The organism is Luteimonas sp. TWI596, assembly GCF_039674105.1.
In the GTDB taxonomy this organism is placed as follows: domain Bacteria; phylum Pseudomonadota; class Gammaproteobacteria; order Xanthomonadales; family Xanthomonadaceae; genus Luteimonas.
The window spans coordinates 51,289-75,539 of record NZ_JBDJMU010000003.1; the positions used below are offsets into that span (position 1 = coordinate 51,289).

The window sequence follows — 24,251 nt, forward strand, 5'->3', positions numbered from 1 at the left end:
ATTGTCGAGGACCGCGCATGAGAATCCTGCTTGCCCGCCATGGCGAAACGCCGTGGAACGCCGAAGGCCGCTACCAGGGACAGGAGGACATCCCGCTATCGCCGGTCGGTGAGCGCCAAGCGACCTTGCTCGGTGCGCGGCTGGCGGACGTGCGCATCGACCGGGCGGTCAGCTCGCCGCTGTCGCGTGCGAACCGCACCGCGCGCCTGGCCCTGGGCGTGGACCGCGAAGCCCTGCTGACCACCGATCCCGGCCTGGCCGAGATCGCGCACGGTACCTGGGAAGGCCTGCTTGCGGCCGAGATCGGCGAGCGCGACCCCGAGCGCCTGGCGGCGTGGCGCGACGCGCCCGACACCGTGCAGATGCCGGGCGGCGAATCGTTGCAGCAGGTGCTCGATCGCGCGTGGCCGGCCTTTGCGCGTGCGCTTGCAGGCCTGGGGCCGGACGACACGGCGCTGATCGTCGCGCACGACGCAGTCAATCGCGTGATCCTGTGCCGCGTGCTCGGTCTGCCGCTCGCGCGGCTGTGGACCTTTCGCCAGGCGCCGACCACGCTCAATCTGCTCGAAGGGCCCGATGTCGATCGCCTCGACGTGGTCCGCCTGAACGATTGCGCGCACCACACTGCGTTCTTCGGCGAGGCGGTCCACCGCGCGCTATGACCGCATCCGCATCGCTCGCGGACTGGCTGGCGCGCCTCGAGGCGCGGCATCCGGTCGAAGTGGAGCTGGGGTTGGATCGCGTTGCCGCGGTCCACGCACGGCTCGACTGCGGCCGGCCCGCCACCCGCGTCATCACCGTGGCCGGCACCAATGGCAAGGGCTCGACGGTGGCCCTGATCGAGGCCGCGGCGCGCGCCGCCGGCTGGCGCGTGGGCGCCTACACCTCGCCGCATCTGCTGGCCTACAACGAACGCGTGCGCATCGACGGCGTCGATGCCGACGATGCCGCGCTGGTGGCAGCGTTCGAGGCAATCGAGGCCGTGCGCGGCGATACGCCGCTGACCTATTTCGAGACCGGCACCCTGGCCGCGCTGTGGCTGTTCGCGCGCGCGGAGCTGGACCTGGCGATCCTCGAGGTCGGACTCGGCGGCCGTCTGGATGCGGTCAATCTGGTCGACGCCGATGTCGCGGTCGTCACCACGGTCGATCTCGATCACCAGGACTGGCTGGGTAACGACCGCGAAGCGATCGGCCTGGAGAAGGCCGGCATCGCGCGCCCGTGGCGGCCGCTGGTGCTTGGCGACGACGACCCGCCGGCGAGCGTGCTGCGGCATGCCTACCGCATCGGCGCGGTCGCGATCCGCGCCGGCAGCGATTTCCTGTTCGCGCCTGCGCGCGAGGGGCGCTGGATCTGGCGCGAGGTCGGCTATGAGGTCGACCTGCCGCTGCCCGCGCTGGCCGCGCCTGTGCAACTGCGCAACGCCGCGGTCGCAGTGGCGGCGCTGCGTGCGCTCGACGCCGACGTGCCCGATGCCGCTCTTGCGGCGGGCATCGCCGACGCACATGCCGCTGCGCGGCTGCAGCGGTTCGAGCGCGGCGAGGTCGAGCTCGTCGTCGATGTCGCACACAACCCGCAGGCCGCCCAGGCGCTGGCGCAGTGGCTGGGCGCCGCGCCCGCGCAAGGCAGGACATTGGCGGTCTATGCCGCCCTGGCCGACAAGGATGCGATTGGCGTCGTCGCGGCGCTGGCGCCTGCAGTCGACGGCTGGTGGCTGGCGGGGCTGGCCGATGGCGGCGCGCGCAGCCAGTCGGCCGATGCGCTGCGGACGCGGTTGGCGGGCACCGCCGCTGGGTACGCCCCGATGGCGGCCGACGTGGGCGGCGCGCTGGATGCGGTGCTGGCGCAGGCGCGGCCGGGCGACCGGGTTCTGGTGTTCGGCTCTTTCCATACCGCTGCCGCCGCGCTCGCGCGGTTGCAGGGTCCGGGTTAAGGCCCCGGTGGCCCCGGTGCGTATAATCGCTGCGTTCCCTCCGCCTGCGCCCTCTGCATGACGCCTGGACTCAAACAGCGCCTGATCGGTGCCGCCGTGTTGATCGCGCTGGCGGTGATCTTCTTGCCGATGCTGGTCAAGGGCCCGGCGCCCGCGAGTGGCCTGCCCGACATGCCGCTCGAGCTGCCGGATGCGCCGAACGGGCAGTACAAGACCGTCGATCTGCCGCTGGTCGCGCCGTCGCCCGCTCCGGCAGGCGGCGTCCTTGCCGAAGGGACCCCGCGGCCCCCCGCTGCGCCGGCATCCGCCGCTACGCCGAGCACGGGCGATGCGCTGCCGACCGTGGAGACCGGCGCGCAGAGCGAACCGCTGCCACCGACCACGGCCGGTGGCGGCTACGCGGTGCACTACGGCGCGTTCGCCAGCCAGGCCGATGCCGAGGCGATCCTGCGCCAGCTCCGCCAGGCGTCGCTGACCGGCTATCGCGAAGCGTTCACGCTCAACGGCCGGGCGGCGCAGCGCGTGCGGCTGGGGCCGTATGCGAGCCGTGCCGAGGCCGAGATCGTGCGGTTGCGCGCGGCCCAGGTGCGCGACGACGTCAATCCGCGTGTGGTCGCGCTCGACGCCACCGCGACGCCGACACAGACGCCGACACAGACGCAGCCGCCTGCACCGACGCCGGCCCGGCCCACGCCGGCAACGCCACCGGCCGAGCCGACGCGCACCGCGCAGACGCCGCCTCCGGCGCCCAAGCCGGCGCCCGCCGCGACACCTGCCCCTGCGCCGGCGCCCGCGCGCACCGCCGAAGTGGGTTTCGTGGTGCAGCTTGGCGCCTTCAGCCAGGCCGCCGAGGCCGAACGGCTGCGCGATCGCCTGCGCAGCGCCGGCATCACCGCCTTCACCGACAGCGTCACGACCGACAAGGGGCGCCTGACTCGGGTCAAGGCCGGCCCGGTCGCCAGCCGCGGCGAGGCCGACCAGCTCAAGGCGCAGGTGCGCGCCAAGGTGGGCGTCGACGGTCTGGTGCGGTCGCATCCCTGAGGCCAGGGCCGAACGGGGCTTGCCCCTCTACTCTCTATTCAATGGCGCGCACCGCGCGCCCAGCAGGACTGGAATCGCCATGTGCGGGATCGTCGGGATCGTCGGAACCTCCGAAGTCGCGGGTGCGCTGTATGACGGCCTGACCGTCTTGCAGCACCGCGGGCAGGATGCGGCAGGCATCGCCACCGCCAATGGCACTGCGCTGCGCGTGCAGAAGGGCAACGGCCTGGTGCGCGACGTGTTCGATGCCAAGACGATGGCGCTGTTGCGCGGTCGCGTCGGCATCGCCCATTGCCGCTATCCGACCGCGGGCAGCGAGGGCAGCGACGAGGCCCAGCCGTTCTACGTCAATTCGCCGTTCGGTATCGCGCTCGCGCACAACGGCAACCTGGTCAACACCGACCAGTTGCGCCAGCAGGTGTTCGAGACCGATCGCCGCAACGTCAATACCGAGTCCGACTCGGAAGTGCTGCTCAACGTGTTCGCGCACGAGCTCGACCGCGAGAAGGCCTTGACCCCCGAGGCTGCGTTCCGCGCGATCGAGGGCGTCAACCGCCGTGCCCGCGGCGGCTACGCGGTCGTGGCGACCGTGCTGGGCCTGGGGCTGGTCGCGTTCCGCGATCCGCACGGCATCCGTCCGCTGGTGCTCGGCCGCCGGCAGAGCGAGGAGGGCACCGAGTATGCGGTGGCGTCCGAATCGGTCGCGCTCGACATCCTCGGCTTCGAGCGGCTGCGCGACGTCGAGCCTGGCGAGGGCATCGTCGTCACCGCGCGTGGCGAACTGCACCATCGCCAGTGCGCGCCGCGGCAGGCGCACGCGCCGTGCATCTTCGAGTACGTGTACTTCGCGCGTCCCGATTCGATGATCGAGAACATCTCGGTGCACAAGGCGCGCATGCGCATGGGCGTGACCCTGGGCGAGAAGATCCTGCGGCTGCGCCCCGACCACGACATCGACACGGTGATCCCGATCCCCGACACCTCGCGCGACTCCGCGCTGGAGATCGCCAACGTGCTGGGCGTGAAGTACCGCGAGGGCTTCATCAAGAACCGCTACGTGGGCCGCACCTTCATCATGCCGGGGCAGGGCGAACGCGCGAAGTCGGTCAAGCGCAAGCTCAATCCGATTCCGCTCGAGTTCCGCAACCGGGTCGTGCTGCTGGTCGACGATTCGATCGTGCGCGGCACCACGTCCAAGCAGATCGTGCAGATGGCGCGCGATGCCGGCGCCAAGAAGGTCTACCTGGCCTCCGCCGCCCCGCCGGTCCGTCACCCCAACATCTATGGCATCGACATGCCGTCGGTCGATGAACTGGTTGCGCATAACCGCACCGAGGCCGAGATCGAGTCGTTCCTGGGCTGCGACTGGTTGATCTACCAGGACTTGGCCGATCTCGAGGCGGCGGTCGCCGGGCCCAAGTTCCCCGACCTGCGCTTCGACAGTTCGTGCTTCAGCGGCGAATACGTCACCGGCATCGAGCCGGGCTACTTCGAGCGCCTGCGCCAGCTGCGCTCCGACGAGGCCAAGAACAAGCGCCGCGCGTGAGCGCGGCGGTGTCCGACGCGCCCGACCTGCTGGCCGCGGCGCGCCAGTGCCTGGACGCATGCGACCCCGACCTCAAGGTCGCATTGACCCGCCAGCACGCCGCGCGGCACCGCGATGGTAGGCTGCCGCTGCCCCTCGATCCGCCGCCGCCCGACCCCATCCGCATGCCCGGTCGGCCGCCGCGTCCGCGACTGGTGCATCCACGCGAATTGCCGCGGCGAGGGCTGGGCAGCGACGAGGGGCGCGCGGCGTTCCTGCACGCGATTGCCCACATCGAGCTCAATGCGATCGACCTGGCTTGGGACGCGGTCTACCGCTTTCGCGGCCTGCCTGATGCGTTCTACGCCGACTGGGTCGCAATCGCCGACGACGAGGCCCGACATTTCGTGCTGCTGCGCGATCGCCTGCGTGCGTTCGGCCGCGACTACGGCGATTTCGACGCGCACAACGGGCTGTGGGAAATGTGCGAGAAGACCGCACATGACGGCCTGGCGCGCATGGCGCTGGTGCCACGCGTGCTCGAAGCCCGCGGTCTCGACGTGACCCCCGGCATGATCGTCAAGCTGCGCGCGCTCGGCGACGATGCGACCGCCGACATCCTCGAGATCATCCTGCGCGAGGAAATCCCACACGTCGCGGCCGGCAGCCGCTGGTTCCGCTGGTACTGCGCCCGCGACGGCATCGCCCCCGAGCCCAGGTTCCGCGCACTGCTGGCCGATTACGCGCGCACGGTGCTGCACGGCCCATTCAATCTCGACGCCCGCGCCGCCGCCGGATTCAGCGCCGAGGAACTCGCGGCCTTGCAGGCGGTGGCGCAAGGGTAGGGCGGCAAGTCTGCGTGCCGGGCGGGCACGCCGCGGGACAAGCGAGGCTGTCAGCCGCCTCGCAATGACGCGCCGCCACTCGCCGTGTCGCCGCAGGACGTGGGATGGACTGTGACGCGCATCAAGGACAGCCCGTCCGTCCGAGGCCAGTATTCCTTCGGGGCAGGATCGTCCGTAGGCTGGAGTGCTACAACGCTGACGCCCCGTCCAGGTACCGTGCGTGCGTTCGACCGGAGTGTCGAGCCATGTGTTCCGGCGGACGTGCAAGCGGCATTCGCAAGTTGATGCAATCGACAAGGAGAGACGACATGCAGCACGACGAGATCGTTGGCGGCTGGCTGAGCGGGGCCGACAGCGTGGATGGCTACGAGAACCCGGCAGGGGCGTTGTATGTGGAGGGCGTTGCCGCGACTGAAGCGGCGATGACCAATACAGACCTTTCGCTGCTGACCCAGTGCAGTTCCTGCACCGCGTCATTTCCGACCTTCTGTTGCTGATATCCGCGTGCGGACCCGATACGGGCCCACATGCTGCGCGGCTGTATTTCAATGCACGATCGACAAGGAGACGAGACATGCAGTATGAAGACATCGTAGGTGGTTGGCTCAGCGGTGCGGACAGCGTGGACGGCCATGAGAACCCGGCCGGCTCGTTGTACGCCGAGGGCGTAGCGGTCACGGAAGCGGCGATGACCGACAAGAACTTCTTCCTGCTGACGCAATGCAGTTCCTGTACGGCGTCGATCCCGGCGCACTGCTGCTGATAGGGCGCGGAAGCGGGTTCGCCCAGCGCGGGCCCGCTTTCGCGGCAAGGCCGATCGCGGTCGTCGTCTCGCCGGAATGATTCTGGGACACGACTTGGAAGTGACGACGCGCGTCATGCAGATCGGGATGCGTTGGCCATCGTGCTCGCGGGAACGGAGACCGGCATGGATGACAGAGTGGCAGGGACAGAGTTCGACCGCGCAATCGGCGCGATCATTTCGGATGCGCGCAAGGATTTGGACGCTCGGCTCGCATCCGTCTCGCAGGGGCTCGCAGCGGAGGAATGCGACGTCGTGTTCGCTGCGGCGCATCGCACGTTGTTGGCGAACGCACGGCGCAAGCTCAATCGGGTGCTGCTGCTGGAACTGCACGCGGCGCAACTGGCCGGTCAGTTGCACCACGAGGGAGAGCGCGAGCGCTTCGATGCGTTCGTCCAGCGCGCCAGCGACCCGGCATTCGTAGCGCATCTCGCACGGCGATATCCTGCACTGGGCCCGCGACTGGAGCGCACATTGGGCCAGCAGGCATCCGCGCTGGCCTCGATGGTGCAGCGACTGGGCAACGACCGTGCTCAGGTGCGCGCGCTCATCGGGGGGCCAGAGGGCACGCTGCGCGCTCTTCATCTTGGTCAGGGGGACGTGCATAACGGCGGGCAGGCGGTCGCGCATCTGGAGTTCGAAGGCGGCAGTGTCATGTACAAGCCGCGTTCGGTGGCGATCGACCTGGCGCTGGAGCGCTTTCTCGAGCGCGTGCTCGGAAGCGACCCCCTGCGTATCCGCGTGCCTGCGTCGCTGATGCGGGCAGGCTACGGGTGGTCGGCATTCGCCGTGCACCGCTACTGCGGCGATAAAGAGGAGTTGGCCACCTTCTATCGCAACATCGGCCATTGGCTGGCCACGATGCGCCTTCTGGGTGGCACCGACCTGCATCATGAGAACATTATCGCGGTCGGGCCGGTGCCGGTGGCCGTGGACGTCGAAAGTCTGTTCGCACCCGAGGTCGACGCGCCGTCGACGGGGCTGGGTGCGGCAATGGATGCGGCGAGTCGGCTGATCACCACCTCGGTACTGCGTACAGGCTTGGTGCCATTTCGCGCCCCGATGCTCGGCCTGCACGGGGTGGACATTTCGGCAGCGGGCGCCCTTCCCGACGAACAGCCAAAGATTCGGGTCCCGCTGATCGTCGACGCTGGTACGACCTCGGCCCGCATGCAGGTGGCAGATGTCGAGCTTCCCCCCGCACGCAATCATCCTTGCGTCCGCCCGGACATTTCCCTGCACTGGAATCACGTCGTCGATGGCTTCTCCGAGTTGACCGCACGTTTCCAGGCCCTCGACCGCGATAAGGAACTGCGCCCTTTGCTCGCGCCCTTCATCGGTTGTGAGGCCAGGCGGATCCGGCGTCCGACGCAAGCCTACTCGGAAGTGATGCGCATGCTCTGGCATCCCGCATCGCTGCACAACGAACCTCCGGCGCTCGAGCGCGCCCGGGATATCCTGCAACGCAATGCGGCCGTGTTGCCGGTCGCGCCGCGCGACTCGGATACGATCTCAGGTGAAGTCGAGGACATGCGCTACGGCGACATTCCCGTTTTCTTCGAGACGCTTTCTGCCGTCGACATCGACGCGGCCTTGGACAGCTGGCGCGGCATGCGTCTTGAGATGGAAGAGCTGACGATCCGGGGTGCGTTGGTGACGGCCTATCTCAATGGCAAGCTCGCCAATCGCGAGAGTGCGCCGCGCGACGTCGTTGCTCGCCGTCCGCATGCCGACGACCTGGATCGGCGGCGCCGACGACTAGCGAGGGAGACGGTCGAGAAGCTGCTGCGACTGTCGGTGTCCGGCGATGATGGAACGTCGGCATGGATCAGTCCCGTACTTGGCGCGGAAGGCTGGACGATGCGCACGCTCCAGTCCGATCTCTACATCGGGCTGGGAGGGATCGCCATCGCATTGGCGGGCTACCGGCATGAAGTCAGGCGGGGACGGGCTGATGCGGTGGAGGGCTTGGATAGCGCCATTGCGGGGGCGATCCGGGTCGCGGAGATGCTCGAACTGCAAGAGCCGATCGATGCGGTCGGCGCGTTCATCGGCCTCTCATCGCAGGTACTGACCTGGATGACCCTGTACCGTTTGGACGGCGATCCCGCGATGCTCGAGCGCGCGCGCCGCAGCGCGACGACGCTGGCGCGGCGAGGGTTCCGCCCGGACGACAATCTGGACCTGCTCGAAGGGGTCAGTGGCGCGATCGTGCCGTTGCTGCAACTGGCTGACCTGGACGGAGACGACGGGTGGCGAGAGGTGGCCGCCGACGCTGGGCGCCATCTGGAAGCGTCGGCGATCGTCGATGCCCAGGGAGCGCGATGGCCGAGTGCCATCTTCGATCGGCCGCTGGGCGGCTTCGCGCACGGCGCCACGGGCAGCGGATGGGCGCTCGCGAGGCTCGCAGCGAGCAACGCGGGGACGCATCACGAACGCGAACGGTGGGCCGCGCTGGCCGAACAGGCCTTCGTTTTCGAAGATGGACTCTACGACGCCGCGGCGGGCGACTGGATCGATGTCCGAAAGCCCGAATCCAAGGACTTTCCCGACACGTGGTGCCACGGCAGCGTCGGTATCGGGCTGGCGGCCTGCGACCTCTACGCGCGCACAGGCGGAGTGCGCCATCTCGACACCTTGCGGCGGGCAGTCCGTGCGGCCGAGCGACGCGGTTGGGGGATCAGCCACACGCTATGCCATGGCGATCTGAGCCTGTGTGAGCTGCTCGAGCGCGCAGCAGTGCTGGATCCGGGCTTACGGCGCGATGACGGATTGCCGGCCGGCGCGCGTATCGTCTCGGCGATGGAGGAATGCAGCGGCGCAGTCGGCGGGCTGGCGCGCGATACCTACACACCGGGGCTGATGAGCGGCGTGTCGGGATCGCTCCACTTCCTCAACCGCTTGCATCCCGACTGCCGACTGCCTTCGCCCCTGCTGCTGGAGTGCGGGTTCGACACACCGATGTCGGCGCCACGTCCGGAGTCTGATCGCGCGGACACGGTAGCGGAGGCGGAGGCCACGCCGGGCTAGGCTGGTGCACCGGGGGTGGCGTTAGGCCTCCCACGCCACTGCGGTGGGCAACGCCTGCGGCGCCGGCTGTCTACAGCGCCGAAAGCTCGAAGCGGCCGTCGGCGCTCGCGCGCAGCACCGAGCCCTGCTCGAACCAGTCGCCGAGCACGATGCGACGGCAGGCGCGGCCGGCGACCTGCAGGTCGTGGATCGCGGGGCGGTGGGTGTGGCCGTGGATCATCGTGTCGATGCCGTAGCGGACGAACCACTCGGCGACGGTGGCCGGCGCGACATCGGTCACCGTCTCCATCGTGCCGGCCTCGCGCAACGCGGCCGCACGCGCCTGGCTGGCCGTGCGCGCCTGCTGCGCGAACGCCAGCCGCGCGGCCAGCGGCTGGGCGAGCATCTGCGCCTGCCAGCGCGGGTCGCGGGTTTGGGCGCGGATCGCCTGGTACTCGACATCGTCGGTGCACAGCAGGTCGCCGTGGGTCAGCAGCACCGGCCGGCCATGGAGCAGAATCACCGCCGGGTCGGGCAGGATCCGCAGGCCCGCGCGCCGCGCCCAGGCGTTGCCGACGAGGAAGTCGCGGTTGCCGTGCATGAAGGCCACCGGCACGCCCGCATCCGACAGCGCGCGCAGACGGTCGGCGACCAGTGCGCCAGCCTCGGACGGATCGTCGTCGCCGACCCACGACTCGAACAGGTCGCCGAGTATGTACAGCGCCTCGGCCTGTCGTGCCTCGCCATCGAGGAACGCGGCGAACAACTCGGTGATCGCCGGGCGCGCCGGGTCGAGGTGCAGGTCGGACAGGAAGTAGGTCGTCATCGCGCCATTGTAGAAGCCACTCCGCCCCGCGGTGCGTCCCGGTGACGGGGGCGGCGCGGGTAGAATGCGCGGTTTCCCTGTTCCGAGCGTTCCGCATGAGCTGCCGTACCCGCTTCGCGCCCAGTCCCACCGGCTACCTGCACATCGGCGGCGCACGCACCGCGCTGTACTGCTGGCTGGAAGCGCGCCGCCGCGGCGGGCAGTTCGTGCTGCGCATCGAGGACACCGATCGCGAGCGCAGCACGCAGGCCGCGATCGACGCGATCCTCGAGGCGATGGACTGGCTCGGCCTGGATTACGACGAAGGCCCGATCTACCAGACCCACCGCCTCGACCGCTATCGCGAGGTCGCCGAGCAACTCGTCGCCGACGGCAAGGCCTACTACGCCTACGAGTCGAAGGACGAGCTCGATGCCATGCGCGAGGCGGCGATGGCCCGTGGCGACAAGCCGCGCTACGACGGTGCCTATCGCGAGCGTGGCGAAGCGCGCCGCGAAGACCCGAACCGGGTGATCCGGCTGAAGAACCCGCTCGAAGGCACGGTCGTGTGGGAGGACAAGGTCAAGGGGCGCATCGAGATCGCCAACAGCGAACTCGACGACTTGGTGCTGTTCCGCCCGGACGGCTACGCGACCTACAACTTCGCCGTCGTCGTCGACGATCTCGACATGGGCATCACCGATGTCGTGCGCGGCGACGACCACGTCAACAACACCCCGCGGCAGATCAACATCTACCGCGCACTCGGCGCCGAGCCGCCGGCGTTCTCGCACCTGCCGATGATCCTCGACGAGCACGGCGCCAAACTGTCCAAGCGCACCGGCGCGGCGGATGTGATGCAGTACCGCGATGCCGGCTACCTGCCGCATGCGCTGCTCAACTACCTGGTGCGGCTGGGCTGGTCGCATGGCGACCAGGAGATCTTCTCGATCGACGAGATGCGCGCATTGTTCGATCTCAAGGACGTCAACGCCAAGGCCTCGCGTCTGGATCCGGCCAAGCTCGGCTGGCTCAACCAGCAGTACCTCAAGTCCGATGATCCGGCCGCAGTCGCCGCGCATCTGGTCTGGCACCTGCGCAACGATGGCTACGACCTGTCGACCGGCCCGGCGCCGGCCGATGTGGTGATCGCGCTGCGCGACCGGGTGCAGACGCTCAAGGAAATGTCCGAGCGCGCGGCGGTCTGGTACCGGCCATTGACCGACTACGACGACAAGGCCGTCGCCAAGCATTTGAAGGCCGAAGCGCGGGCGCCGTTGGCCGACGCGCGTGCGCGGCTGCTGGCGCTGCCCGACTGGACGGCCGAGGCGATCGGCGTGGCGTTGCACCAGACCGCGGAGACGCTCGGGCTGGGCATGGGCAAGGTGGCCCAGCCGATGCGGGTGGCCATCACCGGCACCCAGGTCAGCCCGGACATCGGGCACACCGTCTATCTGGCCGGCCGCGAGGAAGCCTTGCGCCGGATCGAGGCCGCGATCGCGATGATCCCCGACGCCTGAACGCGCGCGGCGGTCGCCGCGGCGCTGCATGCGACGCGGAGCGCAGCACCTCCCGGGCCTCGTCGCGGCAGTAGGGGCGACGCGCGCTGCCAGGGCACGGCTTGAGTCCCCGCGCCGGCGCCTCCATCATCTAGGAATGGGAACGATCAACGCCTGCACGGATCCGCATCATCACGTCGACGACGCAGCCGGGTTCGTCCGTGCGGTCGAACGTGCCTGCAGCGAGCGGGGGCTGCGCCTGACGCCGATCCGGGGCCACGTGCTGGGCCTGATCGCCAAGGCCGGCAAGCCGCTGAAGGCCTACGACCTGCTCGACCAGGTCCGCGATGGTGGGGGGCCGGGCGCGGCGGCGCCGCCGACCGTCTACCGAGCGCTGGACTTTCTATTGGCCAACGGCTTCATCCACAAGTTGCAGTCGGTCAACGCGTTCGTTGCCTGTCACCATCCCAGCACCGCGCAGCATTCGGTGCCGTTTTTGATCTGCGATCACTGCCACAGTGCGGTGGAGCTGGAAGACGAAGCGGTGGTCGCCTCGCTCGATGCGCGCGCCCGCACGCTGGGCTTCGTGCCGCAGGCGCAGACGCTGGAAGTGCACGGCCTGTGCGCGCAGTGCGTGGACGTGGGCACCCTCTGAGCCGCGGCGGATCGGCCTGCATGCGCTGCGCAGGCGCAGGCCCGATGCAGGGCGTGCATGCAATGCCACGGCGCGGCGATGTCCCGCCCCGGCGAGCCGGGGCGGGAGGTGGGCACGCGGTGCCGGGCGGATCAGGGCGAGGTCAGAAGTACACGCGGATGCCGCCTGCGATCGTGCGGCCGGGCAATGGAGCGTAGTTGCGCAGCAGCGAGGTATGGGCGCGTGCCTCCTGGTTGGTCAGGTTGCGACCGTCCAGGAACAGTTCCCACTGCGTGCCGTCGGCCTCGCCCAGGCGCCAGGCGACACCGGCGTTGACCAGGGTGTAGCCCGGGCTCGGGTCCTCGAGCGCGGCGACGCGATCCTGCTTCTGGTAGCGCACTGCGCCGACATTCGCGCGCCAGCCGCCCAGGCTCCAGTTGAGGTCGGCGCCGATGCGCGCCGGTGCGATGCGTGGCAGGTTGCCGCCGAGCGGGATGTCGGCGTGGTAGTGGTGGGCGTGGTCGCCATGCGGCACGTCGAAGTGCACGTGTCGGGTCCCGCTGCCGTCGAGCTCGGCGCGCACGAGGTCGCCGAATACGCGCAGGTCGAAGTCGCCCGCGTCCGATTCGACCAGGTGGAACTTCGCCTCGGCCTCGGCGCCGCGGAATGTCGCATCGCCCTGCGTCCACAAGCGCACCGGGAAGCCTTGCTCGGCGACGCCGGTGTCGGCCAGGTAGGTGTAGCGGTCGAACCGGGTCTGGTAGACGGCGGCCTTGAACTCGACGCGGTCGGTATGCGCATGCAGGCCGACTTCCAGGCGCTGGCCGCGTTCGGTGCCAAGCTCCGCGTCGCCGATCTCGATCGAGCGGGTGGCGATGTGCGGGCCAGCCGCAAACAGTTCCTCGTTGGTCGGTGCGCGCTCGGACACGTCCGCGCCCAGGCGCAGGTCGAAGACCTCCGACAGATGCCAGATCGCGGCGCCCGACAGGCTGCTGGCGTCGAACTTGCGCGATGCGCCTGCCGCCGGATCGATCTCCACACGTTCGTGGCGGCCGCCGAACTCGAGTTTCACCGGCCCCCATTCCTTCTCCTGCACGACGAACAGGCCCAGCGTATCGGTCACGCTCGGCGGCACGAACGCTTCCTCGCCCACGGCACTGAAATCGACGTGACCGACCTGCAGGCCGAATGCGCCGCGCCAGCCTGCGACCTCGTTTTGCACCGCTTCCAGGCGCGCCTCGGTGCCCTTGTTGGTGAAGCGCGTGGCTGCCAGCCCGCCCTCGAGCTCGACGTGTTCGTAATCGTTATAGGCCGCGCGCAGGTTCAATGCGCTCAGGAACGGCAGCGGATCGTAGATGCCGCCTTTGAGGTCGATCCGGTTCTGCACCATGTCGATGCGCACCGAGCCGTGGTCGTGGCCCTCTTCGCCATGGTCGTGATCGTGATGGCCGTGGTCATGGTCATGGTCATGATCGTGGCCGTCGTCGTCGTGCCCATGGCCGTGATCGTCCTCGGCATGCACGTGCGCGCCATCGGGCAGCCCGTAGTTGGTGCGATAGGTGCTGACCGCGAGTCCCAAGTGGCCGCGCGTGCCGAACCAGGTCGCGCCGAGCGCGCCGGCGCGCGTGCGGATCGAACTGTTGGGCAGTCGTCCGTAGGCGTTCTCGGCCTCGTGGTCGTGATCATGGTCGTGATCGCCGTGATCGTGGTCGTCGGGCAGTTGGGCGTAGCCGGGGATGTCGAAGTCGCCGGTATTGCGGACCAGGCCGTCGACATGCAGCACCAGGTTGTCGCCGTTGACGCCATCGAGCCGGAACATCCCGCTGCGCTCGCCATTGCCGCTGGCCGCGCGCAGTTCTGCGCGGCCGCTGAGTGGACGGTCGGGGACGGCGCGCGCGATGCGGCCGTCGACGACGTTGACCGCGCCGCCGACCGCGCCGCTGCCGTAGAGCAGGTTGGCCGGCCCCTTGAGCACCTCGATCTGGTCGGCGAGGAAGGGCTCGATGCTGACCGCGTGGTCGGCGCTGACAGTCGAGGCATCCATGCTGCCGATGCCGCCGGAGAGAATCTGCACGCGCGGCCCTTCCTGGCCGCGGATGATCGGCCGACCGACGCCGGTGCCGAAGAAGCCGCTCTGCACGCCGGGCAGCGCCGAGACGGTGTCGCCCAGGTTGCCGGACTTGCGATCGTCGAGCGCGTCGCCATACAGCACTTCAATGGGATGGGCGAGATCCTCGGCATCGCCGCCCAGCGGAGTGGCGGTCACCTGGACACGGTCGAGCGTGGTCGGGTGGGCGTGGGTCTGATTCTGTGCAAGCGCCGCGGTGGCGGGCAGCAACAGGGCGATGGCGACGGTCAGCCGGGCGCGGCGCGGCGGGCGGGAGGGGGTGGGGAGGTTGTTCATGCGGATGGGGTACACTGGTGGTCAAGACGCGGATGTTATAATGTTACGACAACCTTCGTATCCCCCAAAAGACATGCCTGCACACGATTCCGCCCTCCGACGGGCCGACCGCGTCGGTTTCGCTGCCTCGTTCCTTTGTGCGATCCATTGCGCCTTGTTGCCGCTGGCGCTGGCGTTGCTGCCTGCGCTGGGGCTCAACCTGGGCGGCTGGGTCGACATCGACCAGGCATTCGTCATATTCGCCACCCTGCTGGGCCTGACCACATTGACGCTCGGCTACCGCCGGCATCGCGCGTTCCGCGCCTGGTTCCTGCTGTTGCCCGGCCTGGCGCTGGTCTGGGCGGGCGCGTTCACCCATCTGCATGACCACACGCTCACCCATGCGGTGGTGATGACGATCGGCGGGCTGTTGTTGGCCGGGGCGCACCTGCTGAACCTGCGCCTGAGCCATCTTCACGGCACGCGCTGACGCATCGCGCGGCGCTGGCCGCATGCTAGAATTCGCGGTCTTGTGCGCCCGCCGGGCGCACATTCGCGTCTACCGCATTCAATACACGCAGGACATCAGGAGCAGATTCATGGGCAAGGGCGACCGCAGGACCCTCAAGGGCAAGCGCTACAACGCGAGCTACGGCAATTCCCGTTCGAAGGGCGTCGTCAAGGCCGCAGGCACCGCGACCGCACCGGTCGCCAAGAAGACCGGCACCAAGACCGTGGCCAAGGCCCCGGCCAAGAAGGCGGTCGCCAAGAAGGCCTCCTGACGCCCGGCTCCGGGTCCGGCGCTTGGCGCCTGGGCGGGGCCGACTGCAGGACGCGACCGGTGGCAACGCCGGTCATGCCGAAAGCCCCGCCCAGGCGGGGCTTTCGCGTATCTGCGTGCAGGGCTGCCGGCTCAGCGGCCGGCGCCCGCCTCGACCTCGGCCCACACCCGCAGCAGGTTGCCGCCGAGGATCTTGCGGATGTCGGCCTCGGCATAGCCGCGCGCCTGCAGGCCGGCCACAAGGTTGGGGAAGTCGGACACATCGCGCAGGCCCTGGGCCAGCGCGCCGTCGACGCCGTCGAAGTCCGAACCGATGCCCACGTGGTCGACGCCGAGCAGGCGCACGCCGTGGTCGATCTGCTGCAGCACCGATTCGAGCGGCGTCTCGCGCGCGGGATGCGCGGCGGCCCAGTCGCGTCGGAACTGTGCGGCATCGAGCGTCGGTTGTCCGGCGTCGGCGCGCTTGGCGTTGTCGGCGTCGAAGGCTGCGACCGCGTCGAACCAGGCCTGGGTGTCGGCAGCGGTCTGCGCATCGACGAACGCGGTGCCGAAGGGGATCTGCACCACGCCGCCCTTGGCGGCGATCGCACGGGCGAGCGCATCGCTGATGTTGCGCTCGAAGCCTGGCGTGAAGTGCCGGAATGCCGAGTGGCTGGCGATCACCGGGACCGTGCTCAGCGCGATCGCCTGCTCGGCCGCCGCGTCGGAGACGTGCGAGACATCGACCATGATCCCGAGGCGGTTCATCTGGGCAATGACTTGGCGCCCGAACGGGCTCAGCCCGTTCCAGCGGCGCGCTTTGCCGTAGGAGGCGTCGGCGACCCGGTTGGCTGCGCTGTGCGCGAGCGTGATGTAGCGCACGCCGCGGTCGAAGAAGGTCGTGAGCTGCGACAGGTCGTCACCGATCGGCGCGGCGTTCTCCATGCCCAGCGGCAACAGCACGCGTTGGCGACCGTCCGCTGCGGTGCGCAGGCGGTCGACGTCGCGTGGCGAGCGCAGGATCGCGAAGCGGTCGGGATGGCGCGCGGTCAGCGCCTCGACTGCGTCGATCTGCCGATGCGCGATCTCGCGCGCGGTGCCGGCCGTGTCCTGCGCGGCCGAGGTGTAGATCGACATGAAGGCCACATCCAGGCCGCCGGCGCGCGCACGCGGGTAGTCGAACTCGCGGTCGGGCGCGGCCTCGCCCAGGTCGGCCCAGCGGTCGAGCAGCACGCCGGGGGCGTCGATGTGGGTGTCGACGATGATCGCATCCTGGGCGAGCCGGCGTGCGGCCTCATCGGCCTGGGCATGCGTCTGGGCGGCGGCCACGCTCAGTAGCGGGGCAAGGGCAAGGGCGAGGGCGAGCGGGAGCAGGCGCATGCGGATGGATTCCTTGATGAGAGTCAGGGCAGACGACGGCCGGCGGCGAAGGCCATCTCGCGCATCGGGCCGCCGAGCCAATAGACGAGTTCGGCCGGCTGCGCGAGGCGCCAGCAGGCGAAGTCGGCGCGCTGGCCGGGCACCAGGCGCCCGCGATCGCGCAGTCCCAGTGCTTGCGCCGCATGCACGGTCGCCCCGCGCAGCGCCTCTTCGGGGGTGAGCCGGAAATGGGTGACCGCCAATTGCATGGCCTGGCGCAACGACAGCAGCGGCGAGGTGCCGGGATTGCAGTCGGTCGCCACGGCCATCGGCACGCCGGCGGCGCGGAATGCGTCGAGCGGCGGCAGCCGGGTCTCGCGCAGCACGTGGAAGGCGCCGGGCAACAGCACCGCGACCGTGCCGGCCGCCGCCATCGCGTCGACGCCGGCTTGGGAGGTGTGTTCGACATGGTCGGCCGACAGGCCGTCGAACGCGGCCACCAGCGCGGCGCCATCGCCGTCGCTGAGTTGGTCGGCGTGCAGCTTGACCGGCAGGCCGAGTGCGCGTGCGACCTCGAACACCCGGCGTGTCTGCGCCGCATCGAAGGCGATGCGCTCGGCGAATGCGTCGACCGCGTCGACCAGGTCCTCCGCGTGCAGCCGCGGCAGCCACTCGCAGACCGCGTCGATGTAGGCGTCGCTGCGCCCGGCGTACTCGGGCGGCAGGGCATGCGCGCCGAGGAACGTCGTACGCACGGTGATGCCCAGGGCCTGGCCGATGCGCCGGGCGACGCGCAGCATCTTGCGTTCATGGGCGAAGTCCAGGCCGTAGCCGGACTTGATCTCCAGCGTCGTGGCCCCGTCGGCCAGCAGCGCGCGCGCGCGCGGCAACGACTGCGCGAGCAGCGCGTCCTCGTCGGCGGCGCGGGTCGCGCGCACGGTGGAGACGATGCCGCCGCCGCTGCGCGCGATCGCCTCGTAGCTGGCGCCCTGCAGCCGCTGCTCGAACTCTGCGGCGCGGTCGCCGCCGAACACCAGATGGGTGTGACAGTCGATGAGGCCCGGGGTCAGCAGGCCATCGGCCTCGATCACCCGGTCGGCCAACTGCGCCGCCGGCGCAGGCAGCGCGGTGCGGGGACCGACGTGCACGATCGTGCCGTCGCGCCAGCCCAGCGCGCCGTCCTCGATCAGCCCGTAGCCGGTGTCCTCGGCCAGTGTGACCAGGGTCGGCCCGACGATCAGCCCATCCCAGCGTTCAGTCGCCCCCATCATCGCCTCCATCGTTGTCGCCGGGCCAGTCGACGCCATCGCCATCGTTCGCGCCCGGCCGTTGCGTTGCTTGCGCCGCCGGACACGCCTGCGCCACTACCACGAGAACGCGCAGCACGCGACGCACACGAGCCGCAGCAAGCCCCAAGAATCGTGCATGCGATGCTCCCCCAGGGCAGACAGGCTAGCCTACCGCACTCGTTTCCGGAGTCACCCCGATGCCAGACCTGCCAACGGTTCCGATCCAGCGCATGCCCGCAGGCTGGCGCCTGCCGGGCATCGCCAACTTGCATTCGCACGCGTTCCAGCGGGCGATGGCGGGCCTGGCCGAGGTGCAGACCGATCCGGCCGATTCGTTCTGGACCTGGCGCGAGACGATGTACCGGATGGCCGCGCGCTTCGCCCCGGACACGCTGCGCGACGTCGCCACCCAGCTCTACGTCGAGATGCTCGAGGCCGGCTACACCGCCGTGTGCGAGTTCCACTATGTCCATCACGCCCCCGACGGCCAGCCGTATGCGCCGGCATCGGCGATGGCCGACGCCCTGATCGAGGCGGCCGAAACGACCGGCATCCGATTGACCCTGCTGCCGGTGCTGTACATGGCCGGCGGCTTCGACGGTCGGCCACTGGGGCCGCATCAGCGGCGTTTCGGCCACGATGTCGACGGCTATCTGCGGCTGTTCACCGATCTGTACGCGCGCCAGGGGGCGGGCCTGCGCGTGGGCTGCGCGCTGCACAGCCTGCGCGCGGTGCCGGCCGATGCGATGGACGCGGTGCTGGGCGCGCTGCCGCAGCAGGCGCGCGTGCACATCCACATCGCCGAACAGACCGCCGAGGTCGACGACTGCGTCGCGGTGCGCGGGGCACGCCCGGTGGCCTGGCTGCTCGACCACGCGCCGGTCGATGCCCGCTGGACGCTGGTCCACGCCACCCATCTGGACGCGGACGAGGTCGCCGGCATCGCGCGCAGCGGCGCGACCGTCGCGCTGTGTCCGACGACCGAGGCCAATCTCGGCGACGGTCTGTTCCCGCTGCGTGCCTATCTCGATGCCGGCGGTGCCTGGGGCATCGGCTCCGACTCGCACATCTCGGTGTCGCCGGTCGAGGAACTGCGCTGGCTGGAGTATGGCCAGCGCCTGGCCAGGCGCCGGCGCAATATCGCGGTCGGTCCGCGCACGCCGAGCGTGGGCGCGACCCTGCTCGCCGGCGCCTGGGCCAGCGCCGCGGCCGCGACCGGGTTCGCGCAGCGCGACGATGCCGTCGTGCTCGATGCCGATGCGCCGTTGCTCGCCGGCGCGACGTCGACCGACGTCGCCGACCGCTGGCTGTTCGCCGGCAACCGGCCGCTGGTGCGCGAGGTCGAGGTCGCCGGCCAGCGGCTGGTCGTCGACGGACGCCACCGGCTGCACACGCAGGCGGCGCATGGTCACGCCGAGGCGATGCGTCGGTTGCTGGCGCAGTAATGCCCGGCCGCTGCCGCACGATTTGATTCAGGTCAACGCCGGGCGCCGGCCGGCGTCGGTATCCTGCCGGCATCGTTCTTATGCTGGAGTCGTGCGCATGCAGGTCGACATCGCCATCGTCGGGGCCGGGCCGGCCGGGTTGTGCTTCGCCCGCGCGCTGGCCGGCACGGGGCTGAAGATCGTGCTGATCGAGCGCCAGTCGCGCGAGGCGATCGCCAAGCCTGCGTTCGACGGTCGCGAGATCGCGCTGACCCATGGCTCGCGCCGGATCATGGAGACGCTGGGCCTGTGGGCCCGGCTCGATCCGGCGCAGATCTTCGACCTGCGCGATGCGCGCATCCTCAACGGCGATGCCCAGACCGGCCTGACGATCACCGCCGGCGACGGCAACGGCCGCCAACTCGGCTGGCTGGTGCCCAATCACCAGATCCGGCAGGCGGCCTTCGACACCGTCGAGGGCCTGGCGGAGGTCGAGCTGGTCTGCGACACCGCGGTGCGCGGCGTCACCCATCGCAGCGACGGCGTCGAGCTCGCGCTCGATGGCGGCAAGACCGTGTCGGCGCGCCTGTTGGTCGCCGCCGACAGCCGGTTCTCCGACGTGCGTCGCATGCTCGGCATCGGGGCGCGTATGCGCGATTTCGGCAAGCGCATGTTGGTGTGCCGCGTCGCCCACGAGCGCCCGCACGACCACGTCGCCTGGGAGTGGTTCGGACATGGCCAGACGATGGCGCTGCTGCCGCTCGACGCCGGCCGGGCGTCGGTGGTGCTGACCCTGGCGCCGGAGGCGATGGCCCAGGTCGAAGCGATGGATGACGCCGCCTTCGCGGCCGATATCCAGCGGCGGTTTCTCGACCGACTGGGCACGATGACCACGGTCGGCACGCGCCACGTCTATCCGCTGGTCGGCGTCTATGCCGACCGCTTCGTCGCCGAGCGCGCGGCACTGATCGGCGATGCCGCCGTCGGTATGCATCCGGTCACCGCCCACGGCTTCAACCTCGGCCTGCAGGGGGCCGAGCGCCTGGCCGACGGCATTCGCCGGGCGCAGGATGCCGGCCGCGACATCGCCGGCCGGCCCGTGCTCGCACGCTTCCAGCGCCAGCACCGGCTGGCGACGTGGCCGCTGTTCGCCGCAACCGGCATCGTCGCCAGCCTCTACACCGACGACCGCGCGCCGGCGCGTCTGGTCCGCAGCACGACGCTGCGCATCGCGCAGCGGCTCACGCCGTTCCGGCGGCTGATCGCCGCGCACCTCACCCAGGAGCGGCCGGCCCTGCGCTGAGCTGCTCGCGGCCGCGAACAACCGGTCTTCCCACGCTGCGTCGGGCCGATTCCGGGCAGGCCGGCTACGCGGCCGGCGCCACCACGTGCGCGGCGAACAGGCCGTCGACGGCGGGCAGCGCGCCTTCGAGTGCGAGCAGGAACTGTTTGGTCGGCACGCCCCCGGCGAAGCCGGTCAGCGCGCCACTGGCGCCGATCACCCGGTGGCAGGGCACGACGATCGCGATCGGGTTGCGCCCGTTCGCGGCGCCGACCGCGCGGCTGGCAGTCGGCCGACCGAGGCCGCGTGCCAGCGCGACGTAGCTGGTGGTGGTGCCGTAGGGAATGCGTGAGAGCGCCTGCCAGACCTCATGCTGGAACGCGGTGCCATCGGCGGCGAGCGGCAGGTCGAAGTGGCGCAGCCGCCTGGCGAAGTAGGCGCGCAGTTGCGCCGCGGTTTCGCGCAGCAGCGCGTGATCGCCGGCCTGCCAGTGCGCGCGTCCGCGCAGCAGCGGTCGCGCTTGCGGGAAATCGATCGCGTGCAAGCCAGCATCGGAGGCGGCGAGCCGTAGTGGGCCGATCGGGGTGTCGAGCGAGGTCGTGAAGACGGGTGAGGGGCTCATCGGGGACTCCGGGGGCGGGCGACGGCGGGCGGGGCCGATAGCGCGGCATCGCGCCACAGGTGGAAGACCGCGTAGCCACGCCAGGGCCGCCAGGCCTGCGCGCGTGCTTGCAGCGCGCGCGCGTCGAGCCGGCTGCCATCGGTGGGCACGGCCTTCTGCAGCACGAGGTCCTGCGCGGGAAACGCGTCGGGATGGCCCAGCGCGCGCAGCGCGATGTACTGCGCCGTCCAGGGCCCGATGCCGGGCAATGCGGTCCAGCGGGCGACGGTGTCGTCGAGCGTGCGCGCCGGGTCGAAATCCACACGGCCCTCGAGCAGGGCCGCGGCGATCGCACGGATCGTGGCGATGCGGCTGCCGATCAGGCCGAGGCCATCGAAGTCGCCGTCGACCAGCGCCTCGGGGGTCGGGAAGAGGTGGGCGAATCCATGGGTGGCCAGCGTCTCGGGTAACGGATAGCCGAAGCGCTGCGACAACCGGGCGGTCAGCGTACGCGCGGCGGCCACACTGACCTGCTGGCCGATCACCGCGCGCACCGCGATCTCGAAACCGTCCCAGCCGCTGGGCAGGCGCAGGCCCGGACGGGCCTGCAGCAGAGGTGCCAGCCGTGGATCCTGCGCCAGGTGGGCGGCGATCGCGGTCGGCTCGGCGTCGAGATCGAACATCCGCCGCACGCGCCGCACGGTGTCCTGCAGCCGTGCCGGTGCGATGCCGTACAGCTCGAGCCGCAACGCATGCGCCGGCCCGGCCACCGTGGCCGGCCAGTGCGAGACACGCAGCCAACCCGCCGCCAATGCGTCGCCCACGACCCGGGTGTAGCCGGCCTCGTCGATGCGTTCGATGCCTGGCAGCGCGCGGCTGCGCAGGAAATCCAGCATCGCGGCGAAGTCGTACGGCGGGCGGTAGCCGAGCCGGAGCACCAGCCCATCGCCGGCAACGGACGCCGAGGGCTGCCGACGCAGATCGCGCGGCGCCATGCGATAGGCCTCGCGGAATGCGGTGTTGAACCGGCGCAGGCTGGCAAAGCCGGCGGCCAGCGCGACTTCGGTGATCGGCAGTGCGGTTTCGGTCAGCAACTGCTTGGCGAACAGCAGGCGGCGCGTCCCGCGCACGCCGATCGGCGGCGCGCCCAGGCGCTCGACGAACAACCGCCGCAGTTGGCGTTCGCCCAGATGCAACTGCGCTGCCAGCGACGCCAGCGGCGCATCGTCGAGCGCACCGCGATCGATCAGCGCCAGCGCTCGCGCCACGACGTCGTCGCCGCGGTGCCAGTGCCCGTCGCCGGGCGCCAACTCCGGGCGGCAGCGCAGGCAGGGCCGGAAGCCGTCAGCCTGGGCCGCGGCCGCATTGGCGTAGTAGGTCACGTTCCCGGCCCGCGGCGGTGGCGCCGGACAGACCGGACGGCAGTAGATGCCGGTGGTGCGGACCGCGGTGAAGAACAGCCCATCGAAGCGCGCGTCGCGGCTCAGGCGGGCCTGCTCGCAGACGGCGGGATCGGGCAGGGCGGGGGGCGACGACATGCCCGCAGGCTAGCACCGCGCCCGGCGCGGGACTGGCCGTTTTCGGACACGAATGCGACGCGCCGCGCAGCGAGCGCGGTCGTCGCAACTAACGGCGATCGTCGGATCGCAGCGCAGGCAGCAGCGTCGCTGCGTCGCCGTCGTGCTCGGCCGGCGCCACGCCGATCAGCCGGGCCAGCAACGGGTAGACATCGACGTTGTCGAAGCCGTTCAGGACGACGCCGTGGCGGAACGACGGCCCGTGCGCGATGAACACCGCGCGCATCGAGGGCAGTGCCGGATCGAAGCCATGCGAGCCGCGCGGCCCGACATCGCGCGTGGCGACGGTTTCGCGCGGCAGCGCGTCCCAGCCTTCGTGCATCTGGCAGACGATGGGCGGCACGCGTCGATGGCGGCCGTAGGCCCAGCGCGCCGGCAACGCCTCCTTGCGCCAGCAGTCGTAGCGCGGATGCGCGCCGAGCAGGCGCGCGGCGACCGTGGCCTCGTGACCGGGATGGGGCGCGATGCCCACGACCTGGCCGATCGAGACCACGCGCGCCTCCTCGGGCGCCACCATGTCCTCGACCGCGATGGCGTGCCCGGGCGCGACCTCGGCCATGCCGTGATCGGACACGACGACGATGTTCGTGCGATCGAACGCGCCGTGTGCGCGCAGACCGGCGACGAGTCGGCCGATCGCCGCATCGACCTGGCGCAAGGCCGCATGCGTCTGCGGGGCGTTGGGGCCATGGTCGTGGCCGGCCGAGTCCACATGCTCGAAGTACAGCGTCGCCAGCCGCGGGCGCGTGGCATCGGGTTCGGACAGCCAACCGAGCACCGTGTCCACGCGTGCGTCGAGTGGGCGGGTCTTGTCGAACGGTAGCCAGCGCGTCGGCCGCACGCCGCGCACTGCGGCCTCGCTGCCGGGCCACGACAGCGTGGCGGTCGCCAGCCCGGCGTTCTCGGACGTCACCCACAACGGCTCGCCGTCGTTCCACCAGGCCGCGTTCTCGACGGCCGCGCGGTCGGACAGCTTGAAGTCGCCGAGCGTGGCGTCGTGCATCGAGTTGTGGACGATGCCGTGGCGGTCGGGGCGCAGCCCGGTGACCAGCGTGTAGTGATTAGGAAAGGTCAGCGACGGATACGACGGCCGCATCCAGCCCTGCACGCCCCCGCGCGCGAGCGCGTCGAGATGCGGCGTTTCACCGCGCCCCAGCGAGTCGGGGCGCACGCCGTCGAGCGAAATCAGCAGTAGCGTGGGCCGCGGATCCGCGGCCGCGGGCGACGCGGCGCGGCTCGCGCAGCCAACCAGCACGAGCAAACTGCAAAGCACCACGGAAACCAGAACAGACGGCGCCATTCGGCGCACCAATGCGATATCGATCATCCCCACAGGATACCGAGCCCAAGTGACAGTCCAAAGCCAAAACCGGGGTCAGAGTGCAATTTCCTCAGCAACCCGGATCAGCGCGCATGTCCACTGAAATTGCACTCTGACCCCGGTTTTTGGGGCGAGGAATCTGAACGTTCAGCGGGCGCAGAC

General features: G+C 70.3%; 21 protein-coding genes. 14 read left to right on the forward strand and 7 right to left on the reverse strand.

Features of this window, described 5'->3' with window-relative positions; all coding sequences use genetic code 11:
- The first annotated feature begins 17 nt into the window (after positions 1-17).
- The 8 genes from ABE487_RS02980 (at position 18) to ABE487_RS03015 (ending at position 9,176) form a co-directional block, all read left to right on the forward strand.
- Positions 18-662: a histidine phosphatase family protein gene (locus ABE487_RS02980; RefSeq protein WP_346451042.1), complete on the forward strand. Its 645-nt coding sequence runs from the start codon at positions 18-20 to the stop codon at positions 660-662.
- Complete coding sequence (gene folC, locus ABE487_RS02985; RefSeq protein ID WP_346451043.1) at positions 659-1,933, forward strand: bifunctional tetrahydrofolate synthase/dihydrofolate synthase; 1,275 nt, start codon at positions 659-661, stop codon at positions 1,931-1,933. The genes ABE487_RS02980 and folC overlap by 4 nt, the downstream gene beginning before the upstream one ends.
- A 57-nt stretch (positions 1,934-1,990) precedes the next feature.
- Positions 1,991-2,974: an SPOR domain-containing protein gene (locus ABE487_RS02990; RefSeq protein WP_346443229.1), complete on the forward strand. Its 984-nt coding sequence runs from the start codon at positions 1,991-1,993 to the stop codon at positions 2,972-2,974.
- 79 nt (positions 2,975-3,053) lie between these two features.
- A complete protein-coding gene (gene purF / locus ABE487_RS02995; RefSeq protein WP_346443227.1) occupies positions 3,054-4,520 on the forward strand; it encodes an amidophosphoribosyltransferase in 1,467 nt (488 codons plus the stop codon).
- Positions 4,517-5,344 (forward strand): ferritin-like domain-containing protein, encoded by an 828-nt coding sequence (locus ABE487_RS03000; RefSeq protein ID WP_346443225.1) that lies wholly within the window; start codon positions 4,517-4,519, stop codon positions 5,342-5,344. Before purF ends, ABE487_RS03000 begins: the two co-directional genes overlap by 4 nt.
- Positions 5,345-5,652: 308 nt before the next feature.
- On the forward strand, positions 5,653-5,841 hold the full coding sequence (locus ABE487_RS03005) for a DUF6229 family protein (protein WP_346451045.1): 189 nt from the start codon (positions 5,653-5,655) through the stop codon (positions 5,839-5,841).
- A gap of 77 nt (positions 5,842-5,918) precedes the next feature.
- Positions 5,919-6,107: a DUF6229 family protein gene (locus tag ABE487_RS03010; RefSeq protein WP_346451046.1), complete on the forward strand. Its 189-nt coding sequence runs from the start codon at positions 5,919-5,921 to the stop codon at positions 6,105-6,107.
- Between the two features lie 165 nt (positions 6,108-6,272).
- The gene (locus tag ABE487_RS03015) at positions 6,273-9,176 is read left to right on the forward strand and encodes a type 2 lanthipeptide synthetase LanM family protein (RefSeq protein ID WP_346452859.1); all 2,904 of its coding nucleotides are present in this window, start codon (positions 6,273-6,275) and stop codon (positions 9,174-9,176) included.
- Between the two features lie 70 nt (positions 9,177-9,246).
- Here ABE487_RS03015 and lpxH read toward each other — a convergent pair whose 3' ends face one another.
- Positions 9,247-9,981, reverse strand: coding sequence for a UDP-2,3-diacylglucosamine diphosphatase (lpxH, locus tag ABE487_RS03020; RefSeq protein ID WP_346446790.1), 735 nt, complete (start codon positions 9,979-9,981; stop codon positions 9,247-9,249).
- A gap of 95 nt (positions 9,982-10,076) precedes the next feature.
- Here lpxH and gltX point away from each other — a divergent pair, with 95 nt between their 5' ends.
- On the forward strand, positions 10,077-11,480 hold the full coding sequence (gene gltX, locus ABE487_RS03025) for a glutamate--tRNA ligase (protein WP_346446788.1): 1,404 nt from the start codon (positions 10,077-10,079) through the stop codon (positions 11,478-11,480).
- Positions 11,481-11,616: 136 nt separating this feature from the next.
- Positions 11,617-12,114, forward strand: a complete 498-nt coding sequence (locus tag ABE487_RS03030; RefSeq protein WP_346443221.1) for a transcriptional repressor — start codon at positions 11,617-11,619, stop codon at positions 12,112-12,114.
- A 142-nt stretch (positions 12,115-12,256) separates the two neighbouring features.
- Here ABE487_RS03030 and ABE487_RS03035 read toward each other — a convergent pair whose 3' ends face one another.
- Positions 12,257-14,497: a TonB-dependent receptor gene (locus ABE487_RS03035; protein WP_346446786.1), complete on the reverse strand. Its 2,241-nt coding sequence runs from the start codon at positions 14,495-14,497 to the stop codon at positions 12,257-12,259.
- Between the two features lie 73 nt (positions 14,498-14,570).
- Between ABE487_RS03035 and ABE487_RS03040 the strand changes: the two genes are divergently transcribed.
- Together ABE487_RS03040 and ABE487_RS03045 are read left to right on the forward strand one after the other, a co-directional pair.
- The gene (locus ABE487_RS03040; RefSeq protein ID WP_346443217.1) at positions 14,571-14,966 is read left to right on the forward strand and encodes a MerC domain-containing protein; all 396 of its coding nucleotides are present in this window, start codon (positions 14,571-14,573) and stop codon (positions 14,964-14,966) included.
- Between the two features lie 109 nt (positions 14,967-15,075).
- Positions 15,076-15,258 carry a 30S ribosomal protein THX gene (locus ABE487_RS03045; RefSeq protein ID WP_047137582.1) on the forward strand — a complete coding sequence of 61 codons (183 nt, stop codon included), beginning with the start codon at positions 15,076-15,078 and terminating at the stop codon, positions 15,256-15,258.
- 131 nt (positions 15,259-15,389) lie between these two features.
- Here the strand turns inward: ABE487_RS03045 and ABE487_RS03050 are convergent, their stop codons facing one another.
- Positions 15,390-16,616 (reverse strand): dipeptidase, encoded by a 1,227-nt coding sequence (locus tag ABE487_RS03050; RefSeq protein WP_346451048.1) that lies wholly within the window; start codon positions 16,614-16,616, stop codon positions 15,390-15,392.
- Positions 16,617-16,639: 23 nt separating this feature from the next.
- Positions 16,640-17,863 carry an imidazolonepropionase gene (hutI, locus tag ABE487_RS03055; protein WP_346446782.1) on the reverse strand — a complete coding sequence of 408 codons (1,224 nt, stop codon included), beginning with the start codon at positions 17,861-17,863 and terminating at the stop codon, positions 16,640-16,642.
- A gap of 218 nt (positions 17,864-18,081) precedes the next feature.
- Here hutI and ABE487_RS03060 point away from each other — a divergent pair, with 218 nt between their 5' ends.
- Both ABE487_RS03060 and ubiM read left to right on the forward strand, forming a co-directional pair.
- Positions 18,082-19,329, forward strand: coding sequence for a formimidoylglutamate deiminase (locus ABE487_RS03060; protein WP_346451050.1), 1,248 nt, complete (start codon positions 18,082-18,084; stop codon positions 19,327-19,329).
- Between the two features lie 97 nt (positions 19,330-19,426).
- A complete protein-coding gene (ubiM, locus tag ABE487_RS03065) occupies positions 19,427-20,611 on the forward strand; it encodes a 5-demethoxyubiquinol-8 5-hydroxylase UbiM (RefSeq protein WP_346451051.1) in 1,185 nt (394 codons plus the stop codon).
- 64 nt (positions 20,612-20,675) lie between these two features.
- Here the strand turns inward: ubiM and ABE487_RS03070 are convergent, their stop codons facing one another.
- The 3 genes from ABE487_RS03070 to ABE487_RS03080 all read right to left on the reverse strand — a co-directional run bounded on the left by ABE487_RS03070 (position 20,676) and on the right by ABE487_RS03080 (position 24,095).
- Positions 20,676-21,212, reverse strand: a complete 537-nt coding sequence (locus tag ABE487_RS03070; protein WP_346451053.1) for a methylated-DNA--[protein]-cysteine S-methyltransferase — start codon at positions 21,210-21,212, stop codon at positions 20,676-20,678.
- A complete protein-coding gene (locus ABE487_RS03075; RefSeq protein ID WP_346451055.1) occupies positions 21,209-22,729 on the reverse strand; it encodes an AlkA N-terminal domain-containing protein in 1,521 nt (506 codons plus the stop codon). Before ABE487_RS03075 ends, ABE487_RS03070 begins: the two co-directional genes overlap by 4 nt.
- Positions 22,730-22,817: 88 nt before the next feature.
- Positions 22,818-24,095: an ectonucleotide pyrophosphatase/phosphodiesterase gene (locus ABE487_RS03080; RefSeq protein ID WP_346451057.1), complete on the reverse strand. Its 1,278-nt coding sequence runs from the start codon at positions 24,093-24,095 to the stop codon at positions 22,818-22,820.
- Between the last annotated feature and the right edge of the window lie 156 nt (positions 24,096-24,251).

Excerpts from the sequence above, each read along its gene's own strand:
- ABE487_RS02980 (WP_346451042.1), top strand. The coding sequence starts at position 18 with ATGAGAATCCTGCTTGCCCGCCATGGCGAAACGCCGTGGAACGCCGAA.
- folC (WP_346451043.1), top strand. The coding sequence starts at position 659 with ATGACCGCATCCGCATCGCTCGCGGACTGGCTGGCGCGCCTCGAGGCG.
- ABE487_RS02990 (WP_346443229.1), top strand. The coding sequence starts at position 1,991 with ATGACGCCTGGACTCAAACAGCGCCTGATCGGTGCCGCCGTGTTGATC.
- purF (WP_346443227.1), top strand. The coding sequence starts at position 3,054 with ATGTGCGGGATCGTCGGGATCGTCGGAACCTCCGAAGTCGCGGGTGCG.
- ABE487_RS03005 (WP_346451045.1), top strand. The coding sequence starts at position 5,653 with ATGCAGCACGACGAGATCGTTGGCGGCTGGCTGAGCGGGGCCGACAGC.
- ABE487_RS03010 (WP_346451046.1), top strand. The coding sequence starts at position 5,919 with ATGCAGTATGAAGACATCGTAGGTGGTTGGCTCAGCGGTGCGGACAGC.
- ABE487_RS03015 (WP_346452859.1), top strand. The coding sequence starts at position 6,273 with ATGGATGACAGAGTGGCAGGGACAGAGTTCGACCGCGCAATCGGCGCG.
- lpxH (WP_346446790.1), bottom strand. The coding sequence starts at position 9,981 with ATGACGACCTACTTCCTGTCCGACCTGCACCTCGACCCGGCGCGCCCG.
- gltX (WP_346446788.1), top strand. The coding sequence starts at position 10,077 with ATGAGCTGCCGTACCCGCTTCGCGCCCAGTCCCACCGGCTACCTGCAC.
- ABE487_RS03030 (WP_346443221.1), top strand. The coding sequence starts at position 11,617 with ATGGGAACGATCAACGCCTGCACGGATCCGCATCATCACGTCGACGAC.
- ABE487_RS03035 (WP_346446786.1), bottom strand. The coding sequence starts at position 14,497 with ATGAACAACCTCCCCACCCCCTCCCGCCCGCCGCGCCGCGCCCGGCTG.
- ABE487_RS03040 (WP_346443217.1), top strand. The coding sequence starts at position 14,571 with ATGCCTGCACACGATTCCGCCCTCCGACGGGCCGACCGCGTCGGTTTC.
- ABE487_RS03045 (WP_047137582.1), top strand. The coding sequence starts at position 15,076 with ATGGGCAAGGGCGACCGCAGGACCCTCAAGGGCAAGCGCTACAACGCG.
- ABE487_RS03050 (WP_346451048.1), bottom strand. The coding sequence starts at position 16,616 with ATGCGCCTGCTCCCGCTCGCCCTCGCCCTTGCCCTTGCCCCGCTACTG.
- hutI (WP_346446782.1), bottom strand. The coding sequence starts at position 17,863 with ATGGGGGCGACTGAACGCTGGGATGGGCTGATCGTCGGGCCGACCCTG.
- ABE487_RS03060 (WP_346451050.1), top strand. The coding sequence starts at position 18,082 with ATGCCAGACCTGCCAACGGTTCCGATCCAGCGCATGCCCGCAGGCTGG.
- ubiM (WP_346451051.1), top strand. The coding sequence starts at position 19,427 with ATGCAGGTCGACATCGCCATCGTCGGGGCCGGGCCGGCCGGGTTGTGC.
- ABE487_RS03070 (WP_346451053.1), bottom strand. The coding sequence starts at position 21,212 with ATGAGCCCCTCACCCGTCTTCACGACCTCGCTCGACACCCCGATCGGC.
- ABE487_RS03075 (WP_346451055.1), bottom strand. The coding sequence starts at position 22,729 with ATGTCGTCGCCCCCCGCCCTGCCCGATCCCGCCGTCTGCGAGCAGGCC.
- ABE487_RS03080 (WP_346451057.1), bottom strand. The coding sequence starts at position 24,095 with ATGATCGATATCGCATTGGTGCGCCGAATGGCGCCGTCTGTTCTGGTT.